The following is a 16731-nucleotide window of genomic DNA, read 5'->3' as shown; positions in this document are numbered from 1 at the left end:
TAAGAGACAGGAACCCCTCGGTAGAGGCCCCTTGCCCACGGCGTCCCGCTCGCACGCTCGCCGCGTTGCCGCATCACCCGCGTACTCCCCCCGACCTCGTCCTCGGGAGAACCCCGGCGGTACCTGGGAGGCCCCCGAGGACCAGGGGGGAGCCATGGGCAGCCGGACGCCCCCTGCGCCGACGGACCCCGTTCAAGACAGCCAGGCCCTGTCTGACGGTTCGCGCCGGATCAGGCGGAAGCCACGGCGGCTTCGCCCCCGCCGCGACAGCGACGGCACCGGCGCAGACACCACTCCGCCCCGGACAACCATGGCGCCGGCACCCGAGCGGCCACAGCGGGCACACGCTCCGGACCCGGCCCGGGGCCCGTCCTGGACGAGGCCGCGCCGCCCACGGCGTCCGGCACACACGCTCACCCGCGTTGCCGAATCCCCCACCGCTCCCCCACGAGGACGATCCGGCGCCGTGCGATCGCGCGCACCCGCGGGAGACGGACCGGACGCGTCCCCTTCGACGCCGCACCCCAGCCCGCCAGGGCCTGGCCATGTCCGAACGACTCGCGTGGCCGGACATGCGTGTCGGCCGGGCGAGGCGCCGCGTCGCGGCCCGCACCGTCCGGGGGGCGCGCACTGCCGGTGCGCTAGGGCCTGTCTTCCGGGTCTTCGCGGGGCCACGACACTCCCCCAGCCCGGCGGCTGGGAGGTGCCCCCACCGTACGAGCTGCGATCCGGCGCCTTGCCGGCGCATGGGGGTACCTCCCGGGCCCCCCGGGGGGCCCGGGGGAGCCAGACCCCGCGGCCTGATCCTCCCCCGGACCGGCGTCCGGGAGGTGCCCCCACGATCCGGAAGACAGGCCCTAGGCGCGGACGTGCTCCCTGATCCAGTTCACCACGTCGCCGGTCGGGGCGCCGGGGGTGAAGATCTCGGCCACGCCCGCCGCCTTCAGCGGGGGGATGTCCGCCTCCGGGATGATGCCGCCGCCGAAGACCGTGATGTCGCTGGCGTCCCGCTCCTTCAGCAGCTCGATGACGCGCGCGAACAGCGTGTTGTGCGCGCCGGAGAGGATGGACATGCCGATGGCGTCCGCGTCCTCCTGGATCGCGGTGTCCACGATCTGCTCCGGGGTCTGGTGCAGCCCCGTGTAAATGACCTCCATGCCGGCGTCGCGCAGCGCCCGGGCGATGACCTTGGCCCCTCGGTCGTGACCGTCGAGACCGGGCTTGGCCACCACGACGCGAATCGGACCCGAAACACCCATCTGAAGCCTCCCAAGGACGATGGCACACAGGATCCCTCACACCACCGGCCTCGCGGCAGACTCAGAGGGGGAAATCACACCCCGCGCCGCCGCGCCCCGCCTCGAACGACAATCGAACGAGTTGTGACGTGATCATGCGCGCGCCCGCCGAAAGGCGGCCTATTGCCCGGTTCTTGACGCTCGAAACCCGCGAACAGGCCGCGAAAGATTGTGGCCGAAGCGTACCGCCAGGTACAGTCGCCGCACTGCAGCCGCCGGGCCCCCACCCCTGCTCCTGTTGTCGAGCCGAAAGGCGTAATCGGTGAGCGATCGTCTGTTGTCGGATCTCTCCGACCACTCGGATCACTCCGGCATCGGCTCTTACGCCGCTCACGACCTGCTCGACCCCGCCTACGGCCACGGCGACCCGCACTACGACCAGGCCACCACCCACTACTGGGGCACAATGGATCAGCAGTGGATGGATCACGGCCGGCAGGAACAGGCCGCCCCGTGGTACGGGGAACAGACCAGCGGCTGGGACCCGGGACAGCACGTCGCGGCGGATCCGCACTACACCTCCGCATACGACGGGTATGACGAGACCGGGTACGCCTATCAGCAGCCGGTACCCGGGCCGGAGCACCAGCCCGAACCGGAGCCGGAAGCCGCCGCCGAGCCGGAGTACGACCCCGGACCCGAGCCTGATCCCGAGCCCGCCGCCGTTCCCGGGCCGCGCGCCCAGCGCCGGTCGCGGCGGCGGCCGTCACGGATGCGGCCCCGCCGGTCCGCGTTCCTGAGCGTCGCCGCCCCCTCCCTCGCCGTCCTGGGCGTCACCGCCGTCGCCACCGCGGCGACCGTCTCCGGTGGTCACAGCACCGCCCCGGAGCCCGCCCCCGTCGCCGCGCCCGACCCGGCCGAGGCCGAACCGGTCGCCGCCAACGAGGAGTTCGACACCCAGCTCGCCAGCCTCTCGGCCGCCGCCGACGACTACGCGGACCGCGCCAGCCGCACCCAGGGCCGCATCGACCTGGAGGCGCAGCAGGAGGCCGAGGCCCAGGCCGCCGCCGAGGAGGCGGCCCGCCGGGAGGCCGAGCGGCAGAAGTTCTTCCTCCCGGTCGAACAGCACGGGCTCAGCGCCTACTTCGGCCAGTCGGGCATCAACTGGATGTCCACGCACACCGGCATCGACTTCCCCGTCAGCTACGGCACTCCGGTCCGGGCCGCCACGGACGGCACGGTCACCACCCAGTGGCACCCCAGCTACGGCAACATGATGATCCTCACCGCCCCGGACGGCACCGAGACCTGGTACGCGCACCTGAGCAGCACGGTCTACACCTCCGGCTCGGTCCAGGCGGGGACCGTCATCGCCTACTCGGGCAACTCCGGCACCTCCACCGGGCCTCTTTCCGTTTCCGTCGCGCGTCGTCTCGCGTCGTCCGCGTCAGAACCCGCGCTTGCGCTGCACGCTCGTGCACAGCGCGATCGCGCCGACCGGGGCGAGGGCCAGGAAGAAGTAGTTGGCCGTCTCGTTGGTGTTCTCCCAGGCGTCCCAGGTGTCCTCGAACTTCTGGAAGAGAACCTCGATGCCGCTGAGCTTCTCCATCTCCATACCGGTGAACGGGTCGACGCCGCCGGCGTACAGGTACTCGCTCATCACCATGGCCGTGCCGAACAGCTCACCGAAGATCGCCGCCACCAGGCCCAGCGCGGCGGCCACCAGGTACGCGCCCCAGTTGCCCCGGGCGAGGAACGCCGGGCCGACGCCCACGGCCGCGCCGATGGCCAGCGAGATGTAGCTGATCTGCGTGAACTCGCCCTTCTCCTCGTCGAACATCCCGTCGTAGATGAAGCCGTACAGGATGCCCGCGATGATCGCGGCGGCGAGGGCGGCGACGATGGCCAGCGCCACGTTGTTCTGGCGCCCGGCGCCGGGCGGGGGCGCCGGGTAGCCGTACTGCGGCTGGCCCGGCGGATAGCCGTAGCCCTGCTGCGGCGGCTGGCCGTACGGCTGCGGTTGTCCGTAGGGCTGCGTCTGGCCGTACGGGTTGGGCTGGCCATAGCCGCCCGGCTGGTGCGGCTGCTGTCCGTATCCGCCGTCCGGCTGTTGCTGCCAGGGCTGGCTCATGGTGTGTTCCCCCTGGGAATCTCAGGTAGTACGTACTCCGGGGACAGATGCGGCGATCGTGGAGTACGCACAGTGCCATGGGCATCTCATCGCCCCCGCGGGCCCGTCCACAAGCCTTTTCCCCGGGCTGTGACACAGCGGCGACACTACAGGGTGGTCATCAGAGTTTTTCCACCGGGGCGTAGCGGAGCAGCAGCCGTTTGGGCTTGTCGCCGCCGAAGTCGATGGTGGCCTCCGCCCGGTCCCCGCTGCCCTGCACGGAGACGACCGTGCCCATGCCGAAGCTGTCGTGCGTGACCCGGTCCCCCGGCGCGAGGGCGACGACCGGCCGGTCGGTCATCCGCCCGGTGGCGAACCCGCCCGCGCCGCGCCGCTGTCCGCGCGAGCCGACCGCGGCCGACGACGCGGCGGACGGGGCGGGCGCGGTGGCCGTGCCGCCGGTGCGGCGCCACTCCACGTACTGCTCGGGGATCTCGTCGAGGAACCGCGACGGCGGGTTGTGCTGGGGCTGCCCCCACGCGCTGCGCAGCGCGGACCGCGTGACGTACAGCCGCTGCCGGGCGCGGGTGATGCCGACGTAGGCGAGCCGCCGTTCCTCCTCCAGTTCCTTGGTCTTGCCGAGGCTGCGCATGTGCGGGAAGACGCCGTCCTCCATGCCGGTGAGGAAGACGACGGGGAATTCGAGGCCCTTGGCGGTGTGCAGCGTCATCAGCGTGATCACGCCGCCGCCGTCCGCGTCGTCGGGGATCTCGTCGGAGTCCGCGACGAGCGCCACCTGCTCCAGGAAGTCCGCGAGCGTGCCGGGGTTGTCCGGGCCGCCGCGCTCCTGCTCGAACTCCAGGGCCACGGCCGCCAGTTCCTGGAGGTTCTCCACCCGGGTCTCGTCCTGCGGGTCGGTGGACGCCTGCAACTCGGCGAGGTACCCGGTCTGTTCGAGGACGGCCTCCAGCACGGTGGCCGGTCCGGCGCCGGACTCCACGACCGTGCGCAGCTCCTCCAGCAGGACGTTGAACCGCTTGACGGCGTTGACGGAACGGGCCGCCATCCCGTACGCCTCGTCCACGCGGCGCAGCGCCTGGGCGAACGAGACGCGCTCGCGCAGCGCCAGCGCCTCGATCATGGCTTCGGCCCGGTCCCCGATGCCGCGCTTGGGCACGTTGAGGATGCGGCGCAGCGGCACGGTGTCCTCGGGGTTGGCGAGCACCCGCAGATAGGCGAGGACGTCGCGGACCTCGCGGCGCTCGTAGAAGCGGACGCCGCCGACGACCTTGTACGGCAGGCCGACGCGGATGAAGACCTCTTCGAAGACACGGGACTGGGCGTTGGTGCGGTAGAAGACGGCGACGTCGCCGGCGCGGGCGTCGCCCGCGTCGGAGAGCCGGTCGATCTCGTCCGCGACGAACTGCGCCTCGTCGTGCTCGGTGTCCGCGACGTAGCCGATGATGCGGGCGCCGGCGCCCTCGTTGGTCCACAGGTTCTTCGGGCGGCGGTCCTCGTTGCGCGCGATGACGGCGTTGGCGGCGGAGAGGATGGTCTGGGTGGAGCGGTAGTTCTGCTCCAGCAGCAGGGTCGTCGCGTCCGGGTAGTCCTGCTCGAACTGGAGGATGTTGCGGATGGTCGCGCCGCGGAAGGCGTAGATCGACTGGTCGGCGTCCCCGACGACGCACAGCTCGGCCGGGTCCTGCTCGCCCACCAGGTGCTTGATCAGCGTGTACTGCGCGATGTTGGTGTCCTGGTACTCGTCGACCAGGACGTGGCGGAAGCGGCGCCGGTAGTGCTCGGCCACGTCGGGGAACGCGTCGAGCAGGTGGACGGTGGTCATGATGATGTCGTCGAAGTCCAGCGCGTTCGCCTCGCGCAGCCGCGACTGGTAGAGCGCGTACGCCTCGGCGAGGGTCTTCTCGAACCCGTCGCTCGCCATCCCCGCGAAGTCCTCGGGGTCGATCAGCTCGTTCTTCAGGTTCGAGATCTTGGCGCTGAACGACTTGGGCGGGAACCGCTTCGGGTCGAGGTCCAGGTCGCGGCAGACCAGGGCCATCAGCCGCTTGGCGTCGGCGGCGTCGTAGATCGAGAAGCTGGAGGTGAAGCCGAGGAGCTTGCTCTCGCGGCGCAGGATCCGCACGCAGGCGCTGTGGAACGTCATCACCCACATCGCGTTCGCGCGCGGGCCGACCAGCTCCTCGACGCGCTCCTTCATCTCCCCGGCGGCCTTGTTGGTGAAGGTGATCGCCAGGATCTGCCCGGGGTGCGCGGAGCGGGCCGCCAGCAGGTACGCGATGCGGTGGGTGAGCACCCGGGTCTTGCCGGAGCCGGCGCCCGCCACGATGAGGAGCGGCGATCCGCTGTGGGTGACGGCGGCGCGCTGCTGCTCGTTCAGCCCGTTCAGCAGGGCGGCCGGGTCGGTGACGGGGCGGTGGGCGCCGTTGCGGTAGAACGCGTCCTCGTCCGCCCGCTTCGGCTCGGCGAAGGTCCCGGCGAACAGGTCGTCCGGGATGTCGTCCGGGGCCGCCTCCGGCTCCGGCTCCGTCCCGGAACCGGGCTCGGGGGGCGGCTCCTCGTCGCCCGGGGCGGGAAAGGGGGCGAGGTTCGCCAGCGCGTTGTCATCGAAAAGGCCGCTCATCGCTGACCGAGTCTAGGCCGCCGGGCGGGCCGGTGGGCCGGGACGGCGGGAGCGGTCGCCCCGCGCGCATCGGGTGTGAGGAGTGACACACGCGGCACCGTGAGCCGTCTCCGGTACCGCCTCCGGTCACGAAATGGTTTCGGCCGGATCGCGCAACGGCCTTCCCAAAAGCCGCACCGAATGGTTAGCGTGCAGCGCCAGGCGCTTCATTACCGGCCCGTTAAACAGCGAAGGAGGGACCGGCCTTGGGTACGCACCGCAAGCCGCGCGCCGGCTTTCTCACCGCGTTCGCCGCGCGCCGCGGCGCCGTCGGCGTCGGCGTGCTGGCACTCGCCTCCGCGACGCTCTTCGGCTCGACCGCGCGTGCCGACGACGACTCCACCGCCATCGAGGAGCAACGGGACCGGGCCGACGAGGCGCACGAGCGCGCGGTCGAGGTCCAGGAGCGGGTCGACGAGCTGTACCGGGAGGCCGGCACCGCCACCCAGCACTACAACGAGGCCCAGGAGGCCGCCGACCGGCAGCAGGAGGTCGCGGACGCGCTGATGGACGAGGCCGCGGCGGCGACCGAGCAGGTCAACGAGGCCCGCCGGGTGCTGGGCACGTTCGCCACCGCGCAGTACCGGCTCGGCGGCGGGCTGTCGGACACCGCGGCGCTGATCCTCGCGCCCGACCCGAAGTCCTTCTTCGACACCCAGAACACCCTCAACCGGCTCACCGAGGTGCAGCAGCAGGCCGTCGACGACTTCACCGAGCGGCGCGACGAGGCGGACGCGCAGCGGGAGGAGGCCACCGAGGCGCTGGCCGAACTGGAGGCGCGCGAGGCGGAGCTGGCCACGCAGGAGCGGACGGTCCAGGAGAAGCTGACCGAGGCGCGGGAGCTGCTGGAGCAGCTCACCGACGAGGAGGAAGCCGAACTCGCGGAGCTGGAACGGCTGGAGCGCGAGGAGGCCGAGCGCCTGGCCGAGGAGGCGCGCCGGGCGCAGGAGGAGCGCGAGGCGGCCGAGCGCGAGGCGGGGGAGCAGGCCGGGGGCGGCAGCGGCGGCAACCTCGGGGACATCGGCGGCGAGGTGTCGGGTTCGGCGGAGGCGGCGATCGCGTTCGCGGAGGCCCAGCTGGGCAAGCCGTACGTCTGGGGCGCCACCGGGCCGAACTCCTTCGACTGTTCAGGGCTGACGCAGGCCGCCTGGCGCGCGGCCGGCGTGGACATCCCGCGCGTCACCTGGGACCAGGTGAACATCGGCACCCAGGTGTCCCGGGACGCCCTCCGCCCGGGCGATCTGGTCTTCTTCTACTCCGACATCAGCCACGTCGGCCTGTACATCGGGGACGGCCTGATGATCCACGCGCCCAAGCCGGGCGACGTGGTCAAGGTCGAGTCGGTCGACTACATGCCCTTCCACAGCGCGGTCCGGCCCGCCTGAGCGGGCCGGCCGCCGCCGGTCACCACAGGAAGGCGATCAGGATGTTGCCGATGGTCAGCGCGCCGACCGCGGCGAACAGGGAGTTGGGGACGCGTTCCTCGTCACGCTTGACGTAGATCAGCGCGAGGACGAGGACGACCACGCCCAGTTTGACGGCGAGCTTGACGTTGTTGAGGTCCTGATCGTCCGCCTGGTTGAGGGCGACCAGCACGATGCCCGTCAGCAGCGCGCCCGCCGCGCCGAAGCGCATCGCGGGTCTCATCCGCGCTTTTCCGTCCATGGCGGCGGGCAACTGGAGTGCCATGTCGGCGAGCAGGACCAAGAAGCCGATGAAATGTAAAACGACGAATACCGTGATCAGCATGTCCATGGCGCGGAGTGTACCGGCGGCCCGTTACGGGCTTCCCTCCCTCCGCCGTCCCCCACATGACCCCGCGAAGATCCGCGGGAACACGCCCTAGTCTTGGCCCCATGCCCGTATCACGGACCCGGAAGCCCAGGAAGAGCAAGCCCAAGGCCGCCGCCGGGAGCCGGCGACCGGCGCGGGGCGGCGGCGGGGAGACCGGCCGGCGGCGGCTCGCGGCCGGGGTGCTGGCCGTGGCGCTGGTGTGCGTGCTGGCCGTCGGCGCGCTGTCGGCCCTGTCGTCCTCCGGGGACGGCGGCGACGACCCGGCGGCCGGGACGGACGGGCAGCAGGTGGTCGAGCCGCTGCCGTCCGACCACCCGGCGCTGGAGCTGGCCCGCCGGGAGGCGGGTGATCCGCTGGCGATCGGGGACGCCGACGCCCCGGTGGTGATGATCGAGTACGCGGACTTCCAGGACGCCTTCGCGGGCATCCACGCCCGCGAGACCCACGACCGGCTGGTCGAGGAGTACGTGGAATCCGGCGTCCTGCGCATCGAGTTCCGCAACTTCCCGATCAACGGCCCGGAGTCCGACGCCGCCGCCCGCGCCTCGTGGGCGGCCGGGCAGCAGGGCAGGTTCTGGGAGTTCCACGCGGTCGCGTTCGGCGAGGAGTTCAACCGGGACAGCGGCCGGTTCTCCGCCGAGGGGCTGCGGGAGCTGGCGGCCGAGGCGGGCGTTCCCGACCTCGACCGGTTCGCGGCGGACACCGAGTCGGAGGAGGCGGGCGAGGCGGTGGGCCGGGACGCGGACGAGGCGCTCGACCTGGGGGTCACCACCACGCCCTCGTTCCTCGTCAACGGCCAGCCCCTCCAGGGCGCCCGGCCCGTCGAGGACTTCCGCGACATGATCGACCAACTGGCCGCGGCGGCGCGGGACGACTGACGGGACGACAGACGGGACGGCGAACGGGACGACAGCGGGCCGTTCGGGCGGGCCGATCGGGTCCGTCACGCACCGATCAGGAGCCGTCACCGACCGTTCCGGAAGACGCACCAAACGGTCACCTTGCCCCCTCCTGCGGACGATTGCCACCAATGCCGGTCGTGCGGCCGTGTCCCGGGCCCCGCCCGGTTTAGCCTGCGGGGCCATGGCTCAGCATCGTAGGCAACGCTTGTGGTTCAGGCCCGGCCACCGGAAGAAACCTCAGCCGTCCCCGCCCGCGGCCGGGCCCGGCGCCTTCCGCACCGCGGCGACCCTCACCCTCGCCGGGGCCGCGTCCGCCGCCGCCCTGGGCGGCACCGCCGCCGCCGAGCCGGAGCCCACGCTCGCGGAGATCGAGCAGCGGGTGGACACCCTGCACCGCGAGGCCGAGGAGGCGACCGAGGAGTACAACGCCGCCGCCGAGGCCGTCCGGCGCGCCGAGGAGCGGCTCGACCGGCTGCGCGACCGGGCCGCCCGCAGCACCGAGGACCTCAACGCCGCCCGCGACGCGCTCGGTTCACGGGCCGGTGCCCAGTACCGGGCGGGCGGGCTGCCCCCGTCGCTGCGGCTGGCCCTGTCGTCCGAGCCCGACGAGTTCCTCGACCGGGTCGCGCGCATCGACCGCGCCGGCGACCGGCAGGCCCGCGCCGTGCGGGACATCGAGGGCCGGCTGCGGGACATCCAGCGGCTGCGGACCGAGGCGTCCGAGCAGGCCGACGCCCTCGCGGACGCCCGGCGGCGGGCCGACGACCAGCGCGAGACGGTCGAGACCAAGCTCGCCGAGGCCGAGGACCTGCTGGCCACCCGCACCGCCGAGGAGCGCGAGCGGCTGCTCGGCGAGGAGACCGCCCCCGGCGGCGAGCGCGCCGGCCGCGCCGCCCCGCGCGCGGCGGACCTGGCCGCCGCCCCCTCCGACCGCGCCGCGACGGCCGTCGCATTCGCCTACGCCCAGCTCGGCAAGCCCTACGGCTGGGGCGCGTCCGGGCCCGACGCGTTCGACTGCTCCGGGCTCACCCAGGCCGCGTGGCGCGCCGCCGGAGTCTCGCTGCCCCGCACCAGCTACCGCCAGGTCGGCGCGGGCACCCGGGTCTCGCCCGACGAACTCGCCCCGGGCGACCTGGTGTTCTACTACTCCGGCATCAGCCACGTCGGGATGTACGTCGGCGGCGGCCAGATCATCCACGCCTCACGACCCGGCACCCCGGTCCGCCTGGCCCCCGTCGACTCCATGCCGATCGCCGCCGCCACCCGCCCCGCGTGAGACGGCCGGGGCCCGCGCGGCGCGGGCCCTGGCACGGGCGCGGCGGGCCGCGAACACCACCACGGCCACCGCCGCCGCCAGCAGCAGCGCGGCGGGCAGCAGCGCGGCCAGCACGGGCAGCGGCACCTCGCCGCGCCCGGTCACCCGCAGCAGGTGCACGGCGGCGATCGCGATCAGCGCCAGCCCGAGGACCAGCCGGGCGGGCTCGAAGCGGTGGCGCCGCGGCGGCACGTTCCCCCCGGTCACGGCCGCTCCACCACCACATGGCCGATGCCCATCTCCACCCGCAGCTCCACCCTGCCGGACGGCTCCACACCCGGCTCCGGCGGGTACGTCTCCGACCGCTCCTCGCCCATGCCGCCCCAGGAGTGGTCCGGGCGGCCCACGGCGGCGGGCGACAGCGCCTCGTAGTGGAACGCGCCCATGCCGATCTCCGTGTGCACGGTCACCTCCGCGTGGTGCGGCACGACGATCCTGAGCTGCCCGGCCCCCGCCTCCACGGCGGTGCGCAGCGTCCGGTCGGCGGGCAGGTCGAGCGCGGACAGGTCGAGCACCGCGTCCCCGGTGCCGAGTTCGTACCCGTCCCGGACCTCCGCCACCTTCGCCGGCCGCCACTGGGGGCTGGCCCAGCCGGTGGTGATGCTGTCGGGCAGCGCCGCGGCGCCCGCCAGCAGGGCGCCGGTCAGCACCACGGCGACGATCGTGCCGCCGCCGATCCGGCCGGCGAAGGCGCTGACGACCAGCCCGGCGCCGTAGACGGCCAGGGCGGCGGACAGGCCGACGACCAGCGCGGTGCCCAGCGGTTCGTCCCACGCCAGGGCGGTGCCGGTCACGCAGGCGAGCGCGGCCAGGAGCTGCACCAGCCCGCCGAGGCGGAACTCGCGCTGCTCCGCGGCGGGCACGGGCGGGTCCGCCGCCTCGCGCGGCGCCCACACGCCGCCCGTGGGGTCGCCCGGCGCGAGGACGGGCGACGGCACCGGCCGGTCGTCGCCGGGCCGGGCGTCGGCCGGGCCCCACAGGTAGCCGCCCGCCGCCGGGTCCTGCCACCACGACGGGCTCGCGGGCGCGGGCGGCGCCTGGGCCTCGGGCGGTGCCTCCGCGACGACCTGCGCGCCGCCGGCCTCGCCCGCGCCCGCCGCCTCGCGCCGCCGCGACCAGCGGGCGGCGGCGGCCAGCGCCGCCAGGACCATGACGGAGAACCAGGTGGCCGCGCCCTGGTTGCCCAGCGAGGCCAGCAGCAGACCGCAGCCCGCCACGATGAACAGCAGCGCCGTCAGCCCCGGCCCCTCCACGCGCCCGGACAGCAGGCGGCGGCCCTCGTTCTCCTCCTCGCCCTCGAACGGGATCAGCAGCCAGGCCAGCCCGTAGGCCACGAAGCCGAGGCCGCCGACGACGGAGATCACCGCGAGCGGGACCCGGAAGATCACCGGGTCGAGGTGGTAGTGCCGGCCGAACCCCCCGCAGACGCCGCCGATCACCTTGTGACGCCGGCTGCGGGTGGGTCCGGGATCGGGCACGGACCCACCCACGGCCGGCCCCGGCCCGGTGGTGAGGTGGTCGGTCATGCCCACCATGGTGACGCAGCCGGACCACACGGGAATCCGGGGCCGCCCCCGACCGATCCCTGAGCTTCGCTGGGGGAAGAACCCTGATGTGCCGGGCCGCCCCGCCGTGTGACGATCGGGACATGACCACCGCCCCCCCGGCCGCCGCCGCCCCGGACGAGGCATCCGTGCGCAAGCTGTACCGCAGCGCGGAGGGCCGCTGGCTCGGCGGCGTGGCGCAGGGGCTGGCCGGGCACCTGGCGGTGCCGGTCTCGTGGGTGCGGCTCCTCTTCTTCGCGCTGGTGCTCTCCAACGGCCTGGGCGTGCTGCTGTACGGCATCTTCTGGTTCGTCGTCCCGCTCGGCGCCCCGCTGCGGCCCGCCGCCCCGGCCGGTCCGGCGCTGCGCAGCCTGCTGCGGCGCCCGCACAAGCGGCGGCTGTTCGCCTTCCTGGTGCTGGCCTGCGCGCTGGGCGTGCTCGCGACCAACGTCCAGTTCCCCATCAGCGACACGTACCTGTGGCCGCTGCTGATCATCGGCGTCGGCGCGGCCGTCGTCTGGCGGCAGGCGGACAACTCGCGCCGCGCGCACTGGGCCGCGGCCACCCGCGACAGCCGCTGGCTGCCGCTGCTGCGCAGCGCGGCCGGCGCCGTGCTGGTCGCCCTGGGCGTGGGCACGTTCGTGATCGGGCTGCACCCGGCCGAGGCGACGCAGAGCCTGAGCCTGGTGTTCCAGGCGTCGGTCGCCGTCGTCGTCGGCATCGCGCTGCTGTCCGGCCCGTACCTGGTGCGGATCGTGCAGGACCTCTCCGAGGAGCGGACCATGCGCATCCGCGCCCAGGAGCGCGCCGAGGTGGCGGCCCACATCCACGACTCGGTGCTGCACACCCTCACCCTGATCCAGCGCAACGCGGAGAACCCGCGCGAGGTGGCCCGCCTGGCCCGGGCCCAGGAGCGGGACCTGCGCCTCTGGCTGTACAAGTCGGCCGAACGGCCCGGCTCCGCCGAGGAGGACGGCACGCCGGCCACGCTCGCGGAGTCGGTCCGCGCCACGGCCGCCGAGGTCGAGGACCACCACGGGATCCCGATCGAGGTGGTGTGCGTGGGCGACTGCCCGCTGGACGAGCGCCTGGCCGCGCAGCTCCAGGCGGCCCGCGAGGCGATGGTGAACGCCGCCAAGTACGGTGGCGAGGGCGGCCCGGTGCGGGTGTTCGCGGAGGTCGAGGGGCGTACCGTCTTCGTGTCGGTCCGCGACCGCGGGCCCGGCTTCGACCCCGACGCGGTGCCGGCGGACCGGATGGGCGTGCGGGAGTCCATCGTCGGCCGGATGCAGCGCAACGGCGGTTCCGCGCGGGTACGGTCCACACCGGGCGAGGGCACAGAGGTGGAGCTGACGATGGAGCGATCGGAATGACGATCGGAATGAACGGCACCCAGGACCAGCCGGACGCGCGCCGGGCCCGCGTCGTGCTGGTCGACGACCACCGGATGTTCCGCGCCGGAGTCCAGGCGGAGATCGGCCGGACCGAGGAGACGGGCGTGGAGGTCGTCGGCGAGGCGGGCGACGTGGACCAGGCGGTGAGCGTCATCAAGGCGACGCGACCCGATGTGGTGCTGCTCGACGTCCACCTGCCGGGCGGCGGCGGGGTGGAGGTGCTGCGCCGCAGCACGGAGCTGATGTCCGCGCCCCAGCGGCCGGTGCGCTTCCTGGCACTGTCGGTGTCGGACGCCGCCGAGGACGTGATCGGCGTGATCCGGGGCGGCGCCCGCGGCTATGTCACCAAGACGATCACCGGCACCGACCTGGTGGACGCCGTCTTCCGGGTCGCGGACGGCGACGCCGTCTTCTCGCCGCGCCTGGCCGGATTCGTCCTCGACGCCTTCGCGTCCTCCGAGGCCGCCCCCGTCGACGAGGACCTGGACCGCCTGACCCAGCGGGAGCGCGAGGTGCTGCGCCTGATCGCGCGCGGGTACGCCTACAAGGAGGTGGGCAAGGAGCTGTTCATCTCGGTGAAGACGGTCGAGAGCCACGTCTCGGCGGTCCTGCGCAAGCTCCAGCTCTCCAACCGCCACGAGCTCACCCGCTGGGCCACGGCCCGCCGCCTGGTCTGACCCCGGTGCCGCCAGCAGACTGACGGCATGTTCGGATTCGCGGTGCTGGCCGCCCAGCTCGTGGCCGCCGTGCGGTGGGCCTGGCGGGACCCGGCGTTCCGCGGCCTGGCGGTGACGCTGGTGCTGACCGTGGCCACCGCCGCCGTCTTCTACCGGCTGCACGAGGGCTGGCCCTGGCTGGACAGCGTGTACTTCGCGGTGACCACGGGCCTGACCATCGGCTACGGCGACCTGGCGCCGAGCACGGCGCTGTCCAAGGTGTTCACCATGGCGTACGCGCTCAGCACCGTCAGCCTCTTCGTCGCCGTCGCCGGGCTCCTCACCGAGGCGGCGGCGAAGCGGCGGCAGGCGGCCCGGCGGGGACCGGACGGGGCCGGGAACCCGTGATCCCATGACCACAGGTAACGGCACACCGGCCGGGCCGGTCGGCCGGTACGCCGCCCCCGGCGCGTTCGACGAGGTCTTCGCCCCGCGCATCGCGGGCCAGGTCAACGACTACGACGTCCGCATCGCCAGGATCCGCGGCGATTCCGTCCGGCACACCCACGAGCACACCGGCGAGGTCTTCCGCGTCCTCGACGGCGAGCTGACGATCGCGCTGGGCGAGGACGGCGCCGGACGGACCGTCACCCCGCCGCGCGGCGCGGTCCTCACCGTGCCGCGCGGCACCGAGCACGAGCCGTCGTCGGCCGCCGGGGCGTCGATCCTGATGTCCGAACCGACCGGTACCGACAACTCCGGCGACGCCGGGAAGAGCCCCCTCCCGGGGTCACATCAGCCCGGCCAGCGGTCACGCCCTGGACTGATCCGCCCGGGGCGTCACTCCCACTCGATGGTCCCCGGCGGCTTGCTCGTGACGTCCAGCGTCACGCGGTTGACGTCGGGGACCTCGTTGGTGATCCGGGTGGAGATCTTCGCCAGCAGGTCGTACGGCAGGCGCGACCAGTCGGCGGTCATCGCGTCCTCGGAGGAGACCGGGCGCAGCACGATCGGGTGGCCGTAGGTGCGGCCGTCGCCCTGGACGCCGACGCTGCGGACGTCGGCCAGCAGCACCACCGGGCACTGCCAGATCTGCCGGTCCAGCCCCGCGGCCGTCAGCTCCTCGCGGACGATGGCGTCGGCCTCGCGCAGCAGGTCCAGGCGCTCCCGCGTCACCTCGCCGACGATCCGGATGGCGAGACCGGGCCCGGGGAACGGCTGCCGCTGGACGATCTCCTCCGGCAGGCCGAGCTCCTGCCCGACCATCCGCACCTCGTCCTTGAACAGCTTCCGCAGCGGCTCGACCAGCTCGAACTCCAGGTCCTCCGGGAGCCCGCCCACGTTGTGGTGCGACTTGATGTTGGCCGTGCCGGTGCCGCCGCCGGACTCGACCACGTCCGGGTAGAGCGTGCCCTGCACCAGGAACGCCACGTCCTCGCCCGCCGCGCCCGCCTCCGCGACCAGCTCGGCCTGGGCCTGCTCGAAGACCCGGATGAACTCCCGGCCGATGATCTTCCGCTTCTGCTCCGGGTCGGACACCCCGGCCAGCGCCTCCAGGAAGCGGTCGGCGGCGTCCACGACCTTGAGCCGCACGCCGGTCGCGGCCACGAAGTCCTTCTCGACCTGCTCGGTCTCGCCCTTGCGCATCAGGCCGTGGTCGACGTAGACGCAGGTCAGCCGGTCACCGATGGCCCGGTTCACCAGGGCGGCGGCCACCGCCGAGTCCACGCCGCCGGACAGCCCGCAGATCGCGCGCCGGTCACCGACCTGGGCGCGGATCGCGGCCACCTGCTCCTCGACGATGCTGCCGGTCGTCCACGACGGGCTGAGCCGTGCGCCCCGGTAGAGGAAGTGCTCCAGCACCTGCTGCCCGTAGGTGGAGTGCATCACCTCCGGGTGGTGCTGGACGCCGTAGAGCCGCCGCTCGTCGTCCTCGAACGCGGCCACCGGCACGGTGCCGGTCGAGGCGGTGACGGTGAAGCCCTCGGGCGCCGCGGAGCAGGCGTCGCCGTGCGACATCCACACCTGCTGCTCGTCGGGCGTGCCCTCGAAGAGGGTGGAGCCGGACTTGGTCACGGTCAGCGCCGTGCGCCCGTACTCGCGGGCGCCGGTGTTGTCGACCGTGCCGCCGAGGGCCTGGGCCATGAGCTGGAAGCCGTAGCACATGCCGAAGACGGGCACCCCGGCCTCGAAGACGGCGGGGTCTATCCCCGGGGCGTCCTCGGCGTACACCGAGGAGGGGCCGCCGGAGAGGATGATCGCGCGCGGATTCCTGGCGAGCATCTCGGCCACCGGCATGGTGGAGGGAACGATCTCGCTGTAGACCCTGGCCTCGCGCACGCGGCGGGCGATGAGCTGCGCGTACTGGGCCCCGAAGTCCACCACGAGGACCGTGTCGGTGTCCGTTTCTGCCACTGAAGAGACTGCCTTTCTCGCCTTCCCCCTGAAGTGTCTCCGAGTCTACCGACGGGCCGCGCCGGGCGGGCCGGGCGCGGGGTTGGCCCCGGCCCGTTCCGCTGGCATACTCACGAGCATGCTCCGCCTCGCGCACCTCCGCTCCTTTACCTATGGCACCGGCCCGGCCGGCTGCCACGAGGAGCGCTGCGCACAGCACTGACCAGACTGACCAGCGACGTCCTTCGCGCCCCGGGCCCATCAGCGGCGGCCCGGGGCGTTCTTCGTCGGCCGGGCGGCGGCCGGGGAAGGCCCGGGGCCCCGACCTCACCGATCGAGGAGACCCCATGAACAGCACCAGCGGCACCACGGACACCGATGTCGTCGGCGAGGGGCGGCGGCGCCTCGACGCGCTCGACGCCCGCATCATCGAGCTCGTCAAGGAGCGTGTGACCGTCTCCGAACAGGTCCAGGCGGCGCGCGTCGCCGCCGGCGAGCGGCGCGTCCACCTCGCCCGCGAGATGGAGGTCCTGCGCCGCTACCGCGACGCGCTCGGCCGCCAGGGCACCCAGCTCGCGATGACGCTGCTCGAACTCTGCCGCGGCCGGGCCTGAACGCGCACGCGAGCGAGTCACCCGTACGGAGCGTGACCGGCTCGCGGCGGAGGTCGTTGAACGGTGTGTCCCCGGGGCGATGAGACGGGC

15 protein-coding genes and 2 pseudogenes are annotated in these 16731 nt (G+C 73.4%); 9 read left to right on the top strand and 8 right to left on the bottom strand.

Annotation, left to right across the window (positions count from 1 at the left end; all coding sequences use genetic code 11):
• Window positions 1-857: 857 nt before the first annotated feature.
• Both ACSNOC_RS01145 and ACSNOC_RS01140 read right to left on the bottom strand, forming a co-directional pair.
• Entirely contained in the window at window positions 858-1259 is a 402-nt protein-coding gene (locus tag ACSNOC_RS01145) for a cobalamin B12-binding domain-containing protein (RefSeq protein ID WP_436745267.1), read from the bottom strand.
• Window positions 1260-2004: 745 nt separating this feature from the next.
• Window positions 2005-2367, bottom strand: coding sequence for a hypothetical protein (locus ACSNOC_RS01140; RefSeq protein WP_436745272.1), 363 nt, complete (start codon window positions 2365-2367; stop codon window positions 2005-2007).
• Window positions 2368-2406: 39 nt separating this feature from the next.
• On the opposite strand from ACSNOC_RS01140, the pseudogene ACSNOC_RS01135 reads away from it, so the two are divergent.
• Window positions 2407-2634: pseudogene (locus ACSNOC_RS01135) on the top strand (M23 family metallopeptidase); the annotation flags it as partial.
• Between the two features lie 51 nt (window positions 2635-2685).
• Here the strand turns inward: ACSNOC_RS01135 and ACSNOC_RS01130 are convergent.
• Together ACSNOC_RS01130 and pcrA are read right to left on the bottom strand one after the other, a co-directional pair.
• The gene (locus ACSNOC_RS01130) at window positions 2686-3369 is read right to left on the bottom strand and encodes a hypothetical protein (RefSeq protein ID WP_436745271.1); all 684 of its coding nucleotides are present in this window, start codon (window positions 3367-3369) and stop codon (window positions 2686-2688) included.
• A 160-nt stretch (window positions 3370-3529) separates the two neighbouring features.
• Window positions 3530-5989 (bottom strand): DNA helicase PcrA, encoded by a 2460-nt coding sequence (gene pcrA, locus ACSNOC_RS01125; protein ID WP_436745266.1) that lies wholly within the window; start codon window positions 5987-5989, stop codon window positions 3530-3532.
• A 245-nt stretch (window positions 5990-6234) separates the two neighbouring features.
• On the opposite strand from pcrA, the gene ACSNOC_RS01120 reads away from it, so the two are divergent.
• On the top strand, window positions 6235-7413 hold the full coding sequence (locus tag ACSNOC_RS01120; protein WP_436745265.1) for an NlpC/P60 family protein: 1179 nt from the start codon (window positions 6235-6237) through the stop codon (window positions 7411-7413).
• Window positions 7414-7432: 19 nt separating this feature from the next.
• Here the strand turns inward: ACSNOC_RS01120 and ACSNOC_RS01115 are convergent, their stop codons facing one another.
• The gene (locus tag ACSNOC_RS01115; RefSeq protein WP_436745264.1) at window positions 7433-7783 is read right to left on the bottom strand and encodes a hypothetical protein; all 351 of its coding nucleotides are present in this window, start codon (window positions 7781-7783) and stop codon (window positions 7433-7435) included.
• 101 nt (window positions 7784-7884) lie between these two features.
• Between ACSNOC_RS01115 and ACSNOC_RS01110 the strand changes: the two genes are divergently transcribed.
• Complete coding sequence (locus ACSNOC_RS01110) at window positions 7885-8700, top strand: DsbA family protein (RefSeq protein WP_436745263.1); 816 nt, start codon at window positions 7885-7887, stop codon at window positions 8698-8700.
• A gap of 205 nt (window positions 8701-8905) precedes the next feature.
• On the top strand, window positions 8906-10000 hold the full coding sequence (locus tag ACSNOC_RS01105) for an NlpC/P60 family protein (RefSeq protein WP_436745262.1): 1095 nt from the start codon (window positions 8906-8908) through the stop codon (window positions 9998-10000).
• Here the strand turns inward: ACSNOC_RS01105 and ACSNOC_RS01100 are convergent.
• Window positions 9926-10246: a hypothetical protein gene (locus tag ACSNOC_RS01100; RefSeq protein WP_436745261.1), complete on the bottom strand. Its 321-nt coding sequence runs from the start codon at window positions 10244-10246 to the stop codon at window positions 9926-9928. The genes ACSNOC_RS01105 and ACSNOC_RS01100 overlap by 75 nt on opposite strands.
• Complete coding sequence (locus ACSNOC_RS01095) at window positions 10243-11565, bottom strand: PspC domain-containing protein (protein WP_436745260.1); 1323 nt, start codon at window positions 11563-11565, stop codon at window positions 10243-10245. The genes ACSNOC_RS01100 and ACSNOC_RS01095 overlap by 4 nt, the downstream gene beginning before the upstream one ends.
• Window positions 11566-11687: 122 nt before the next feature.
• Between ACSNOC_RS01095 and ACSNOC_RS01090 the strand changes: the two genes are divergently transcribed.
• The 4 genes and pseudogenes from ACSNOC_RS01090 to ACSNOC_RS01075 all read left to right on the top strand — a co-directional run.
• Window positions 11688-12956 (top strand): PspC domain-containing protein, encoded by a 1269-nt coding sequence (locus ACSNOC_RS01090; RefSeq protein ID WP_436745259.1) that lies wholly within the window; start codon window positions 11688-11690, stop codon window positions 12954-12956.
• Window positions 12953-13654 (top strand): LuxR C-terminal-related transcriptional regulator, encoded by a 702-nt coding sequence (locus ACSNOC_RS01085; RefSeq protein WP_436745258.1) that lies wholly within the window; start codon window positions 12953-12955, stop codon window positions 13652-13654. Before ACSNOC_RS01090 ends, ACSNOC_RS01085 begins: the two co-directional genes overlap by 4 nt.
• Window positions 13655-13681: 27 nt before the next feature.
• Window positions 13682-14041, top strand: a complete 360-nt coding sequence (locus ACSNOC_RS01080) for a potassium channel family protein (protein WP_436745257.1) — start codon at window positions 13682-13684, stop codon at window positions 14039-14041.
• Between the two features lie 4 nt (window positions 14042-14045).
• Window positions 14046-14282: pseudogene (locus ACSNOC_RS01075) on the top strand (cupin domain-containing protein); the annotation flags it as partial.
• A 191-nt stretch (window positions 14283-14473) separates the two neighbouring features.
• Here the strand turns inward: ACSNOC_RS01075 and guaA are convergent.
• On the bottom strand, window positions 14474-16048 hold the full coding sequence (guaA, locus tag ACSNOC_RS01070) for a glutamine-hydrolyzing GMP synthase (RefSeq protein WP_436745256.1): 1575 nt from the start codon (window positions 16046-16048) through the stop codon (window positions 14474-14476).
• 326 nt (window positions 16049-16374) lie between these two features.
• On the opposite strand from guaA, the gene ACSNOC_RS01065 reads away from it, so the two are divergent.
• Window positions 16375-16641 (top strand): chorismate mutase, encoded by a 267-nt coding sequence (locus tag ACSNOC_RS01065; RefSeq protein WP_436745255.1) that lies wholly within the window; start codon window positions 16375-16377, stop codon window positions 16639-16641.
• The last annotated feature ends 90 nt before the right edge of the window (window positions 16642-16731 follow it).

Origin of the sequence: Streptomyces sp. URMC 129 (genome assembly GCF_051386415.1) — a bacterium.
In the GTDB taxonomy this organism is placed as follows: Bacteria; Actinomycetota; Actinomycetes; order Streptomycetales; family Streptomycetaceae; genus Streptomyces.
The sequence above is the reverse complement of the archived record's forward strand: the minus strand, read 5'-3'. Positions and strand labels throughout refer to the sequence as shown.

What these genes read in the sequence shown, in the direction of transcription:
- ACSNOC_RS01145 (WP_436745267.1), bottom strand. Translation starts at nt 1,259, where the DNA reads ATGGGTGTTTCGGGTCCGATTCGCGTCGTGGTGGCCAAGCCCGGTCTC.
- ACSNOC_RS01130 (WP_436745271.1), bottom strand. Translation starts at nt 3,369, where the DNA reads ATGAGCCAGCCCTGGCAGCAACAGCCGGACGGCGGATACGGACAGCAG.
- pcrA (WP_436745266.1), bottom strand. Translation starts at nt 5,989, where the DNA reads ATGAGCGGCCTTTTCGATGACAACGCGCTGGCGAACCTCGCCCCCTTT.
- ACSNOC_RS01115 (WP_436745264.1), bottom strand. Translation starts at nt 7,783, where the DNA reads ATGGACATGCTGATCACGGTATTCGTCGTTTTACATTTCATCGGCTTC.
- ACSNOC_RS01110 (WP_436745263.1), top strand. Translation starts at nt 7,885, where the DNA reads ATGCCCGTATCACGGACCCGGAAGCCCAGGAAGAGCAAGCCCAAGGCC.
- ACSNOC_RS01105 (WP_436745262.1), top strand. Translation starts at nt 8,906, where the DNA reads ATGGCTCAGCATCGTAGGCAACGCTTGTGGTTCAGGCCCGGCCACCGG.
- ACSNOC_RS01095 (WP_436745260.1), bottom strand. Translation starts at nt 11,565, where the DNA reads ATGACCGACCACCTCACCACCGGGCCGGGGCCGGCCGTGGGTGGGTCC.
- ACSNOC_RS01090 (WP_436745259.1), top strand. Translation starts at nt 11,688, where the DNA reads ATGACCACCGCCCCCCCGGCCGCCGCCGCCCCGGACGAGGCATCCGTG.
- ACSNOC_RS01085 (WP_436745258.1), top strand. Translation starts at nt 12,953, where the DNA reads ATGACGATCGGAATGAACGGCACCCAGGACCAGCCGGACGCGCGCCGG.
- ACSNOC_RS01080 (WP_436745257.1), top strand. Translation starts at nt 13,682, where the DNA reads ATGTTCGGATTCGCGGTGCTGGCCGCCCAGCTCGTGGCCGCCGTGCGG.
- ACSNOC_RS01065 (WP_436745255.1), top strand. Translation starts at nt 16,375, where the DNA reads ATGAACAGCACCAGCGGCACCACGGACACCGATGTCGTCGGCGAGGGG.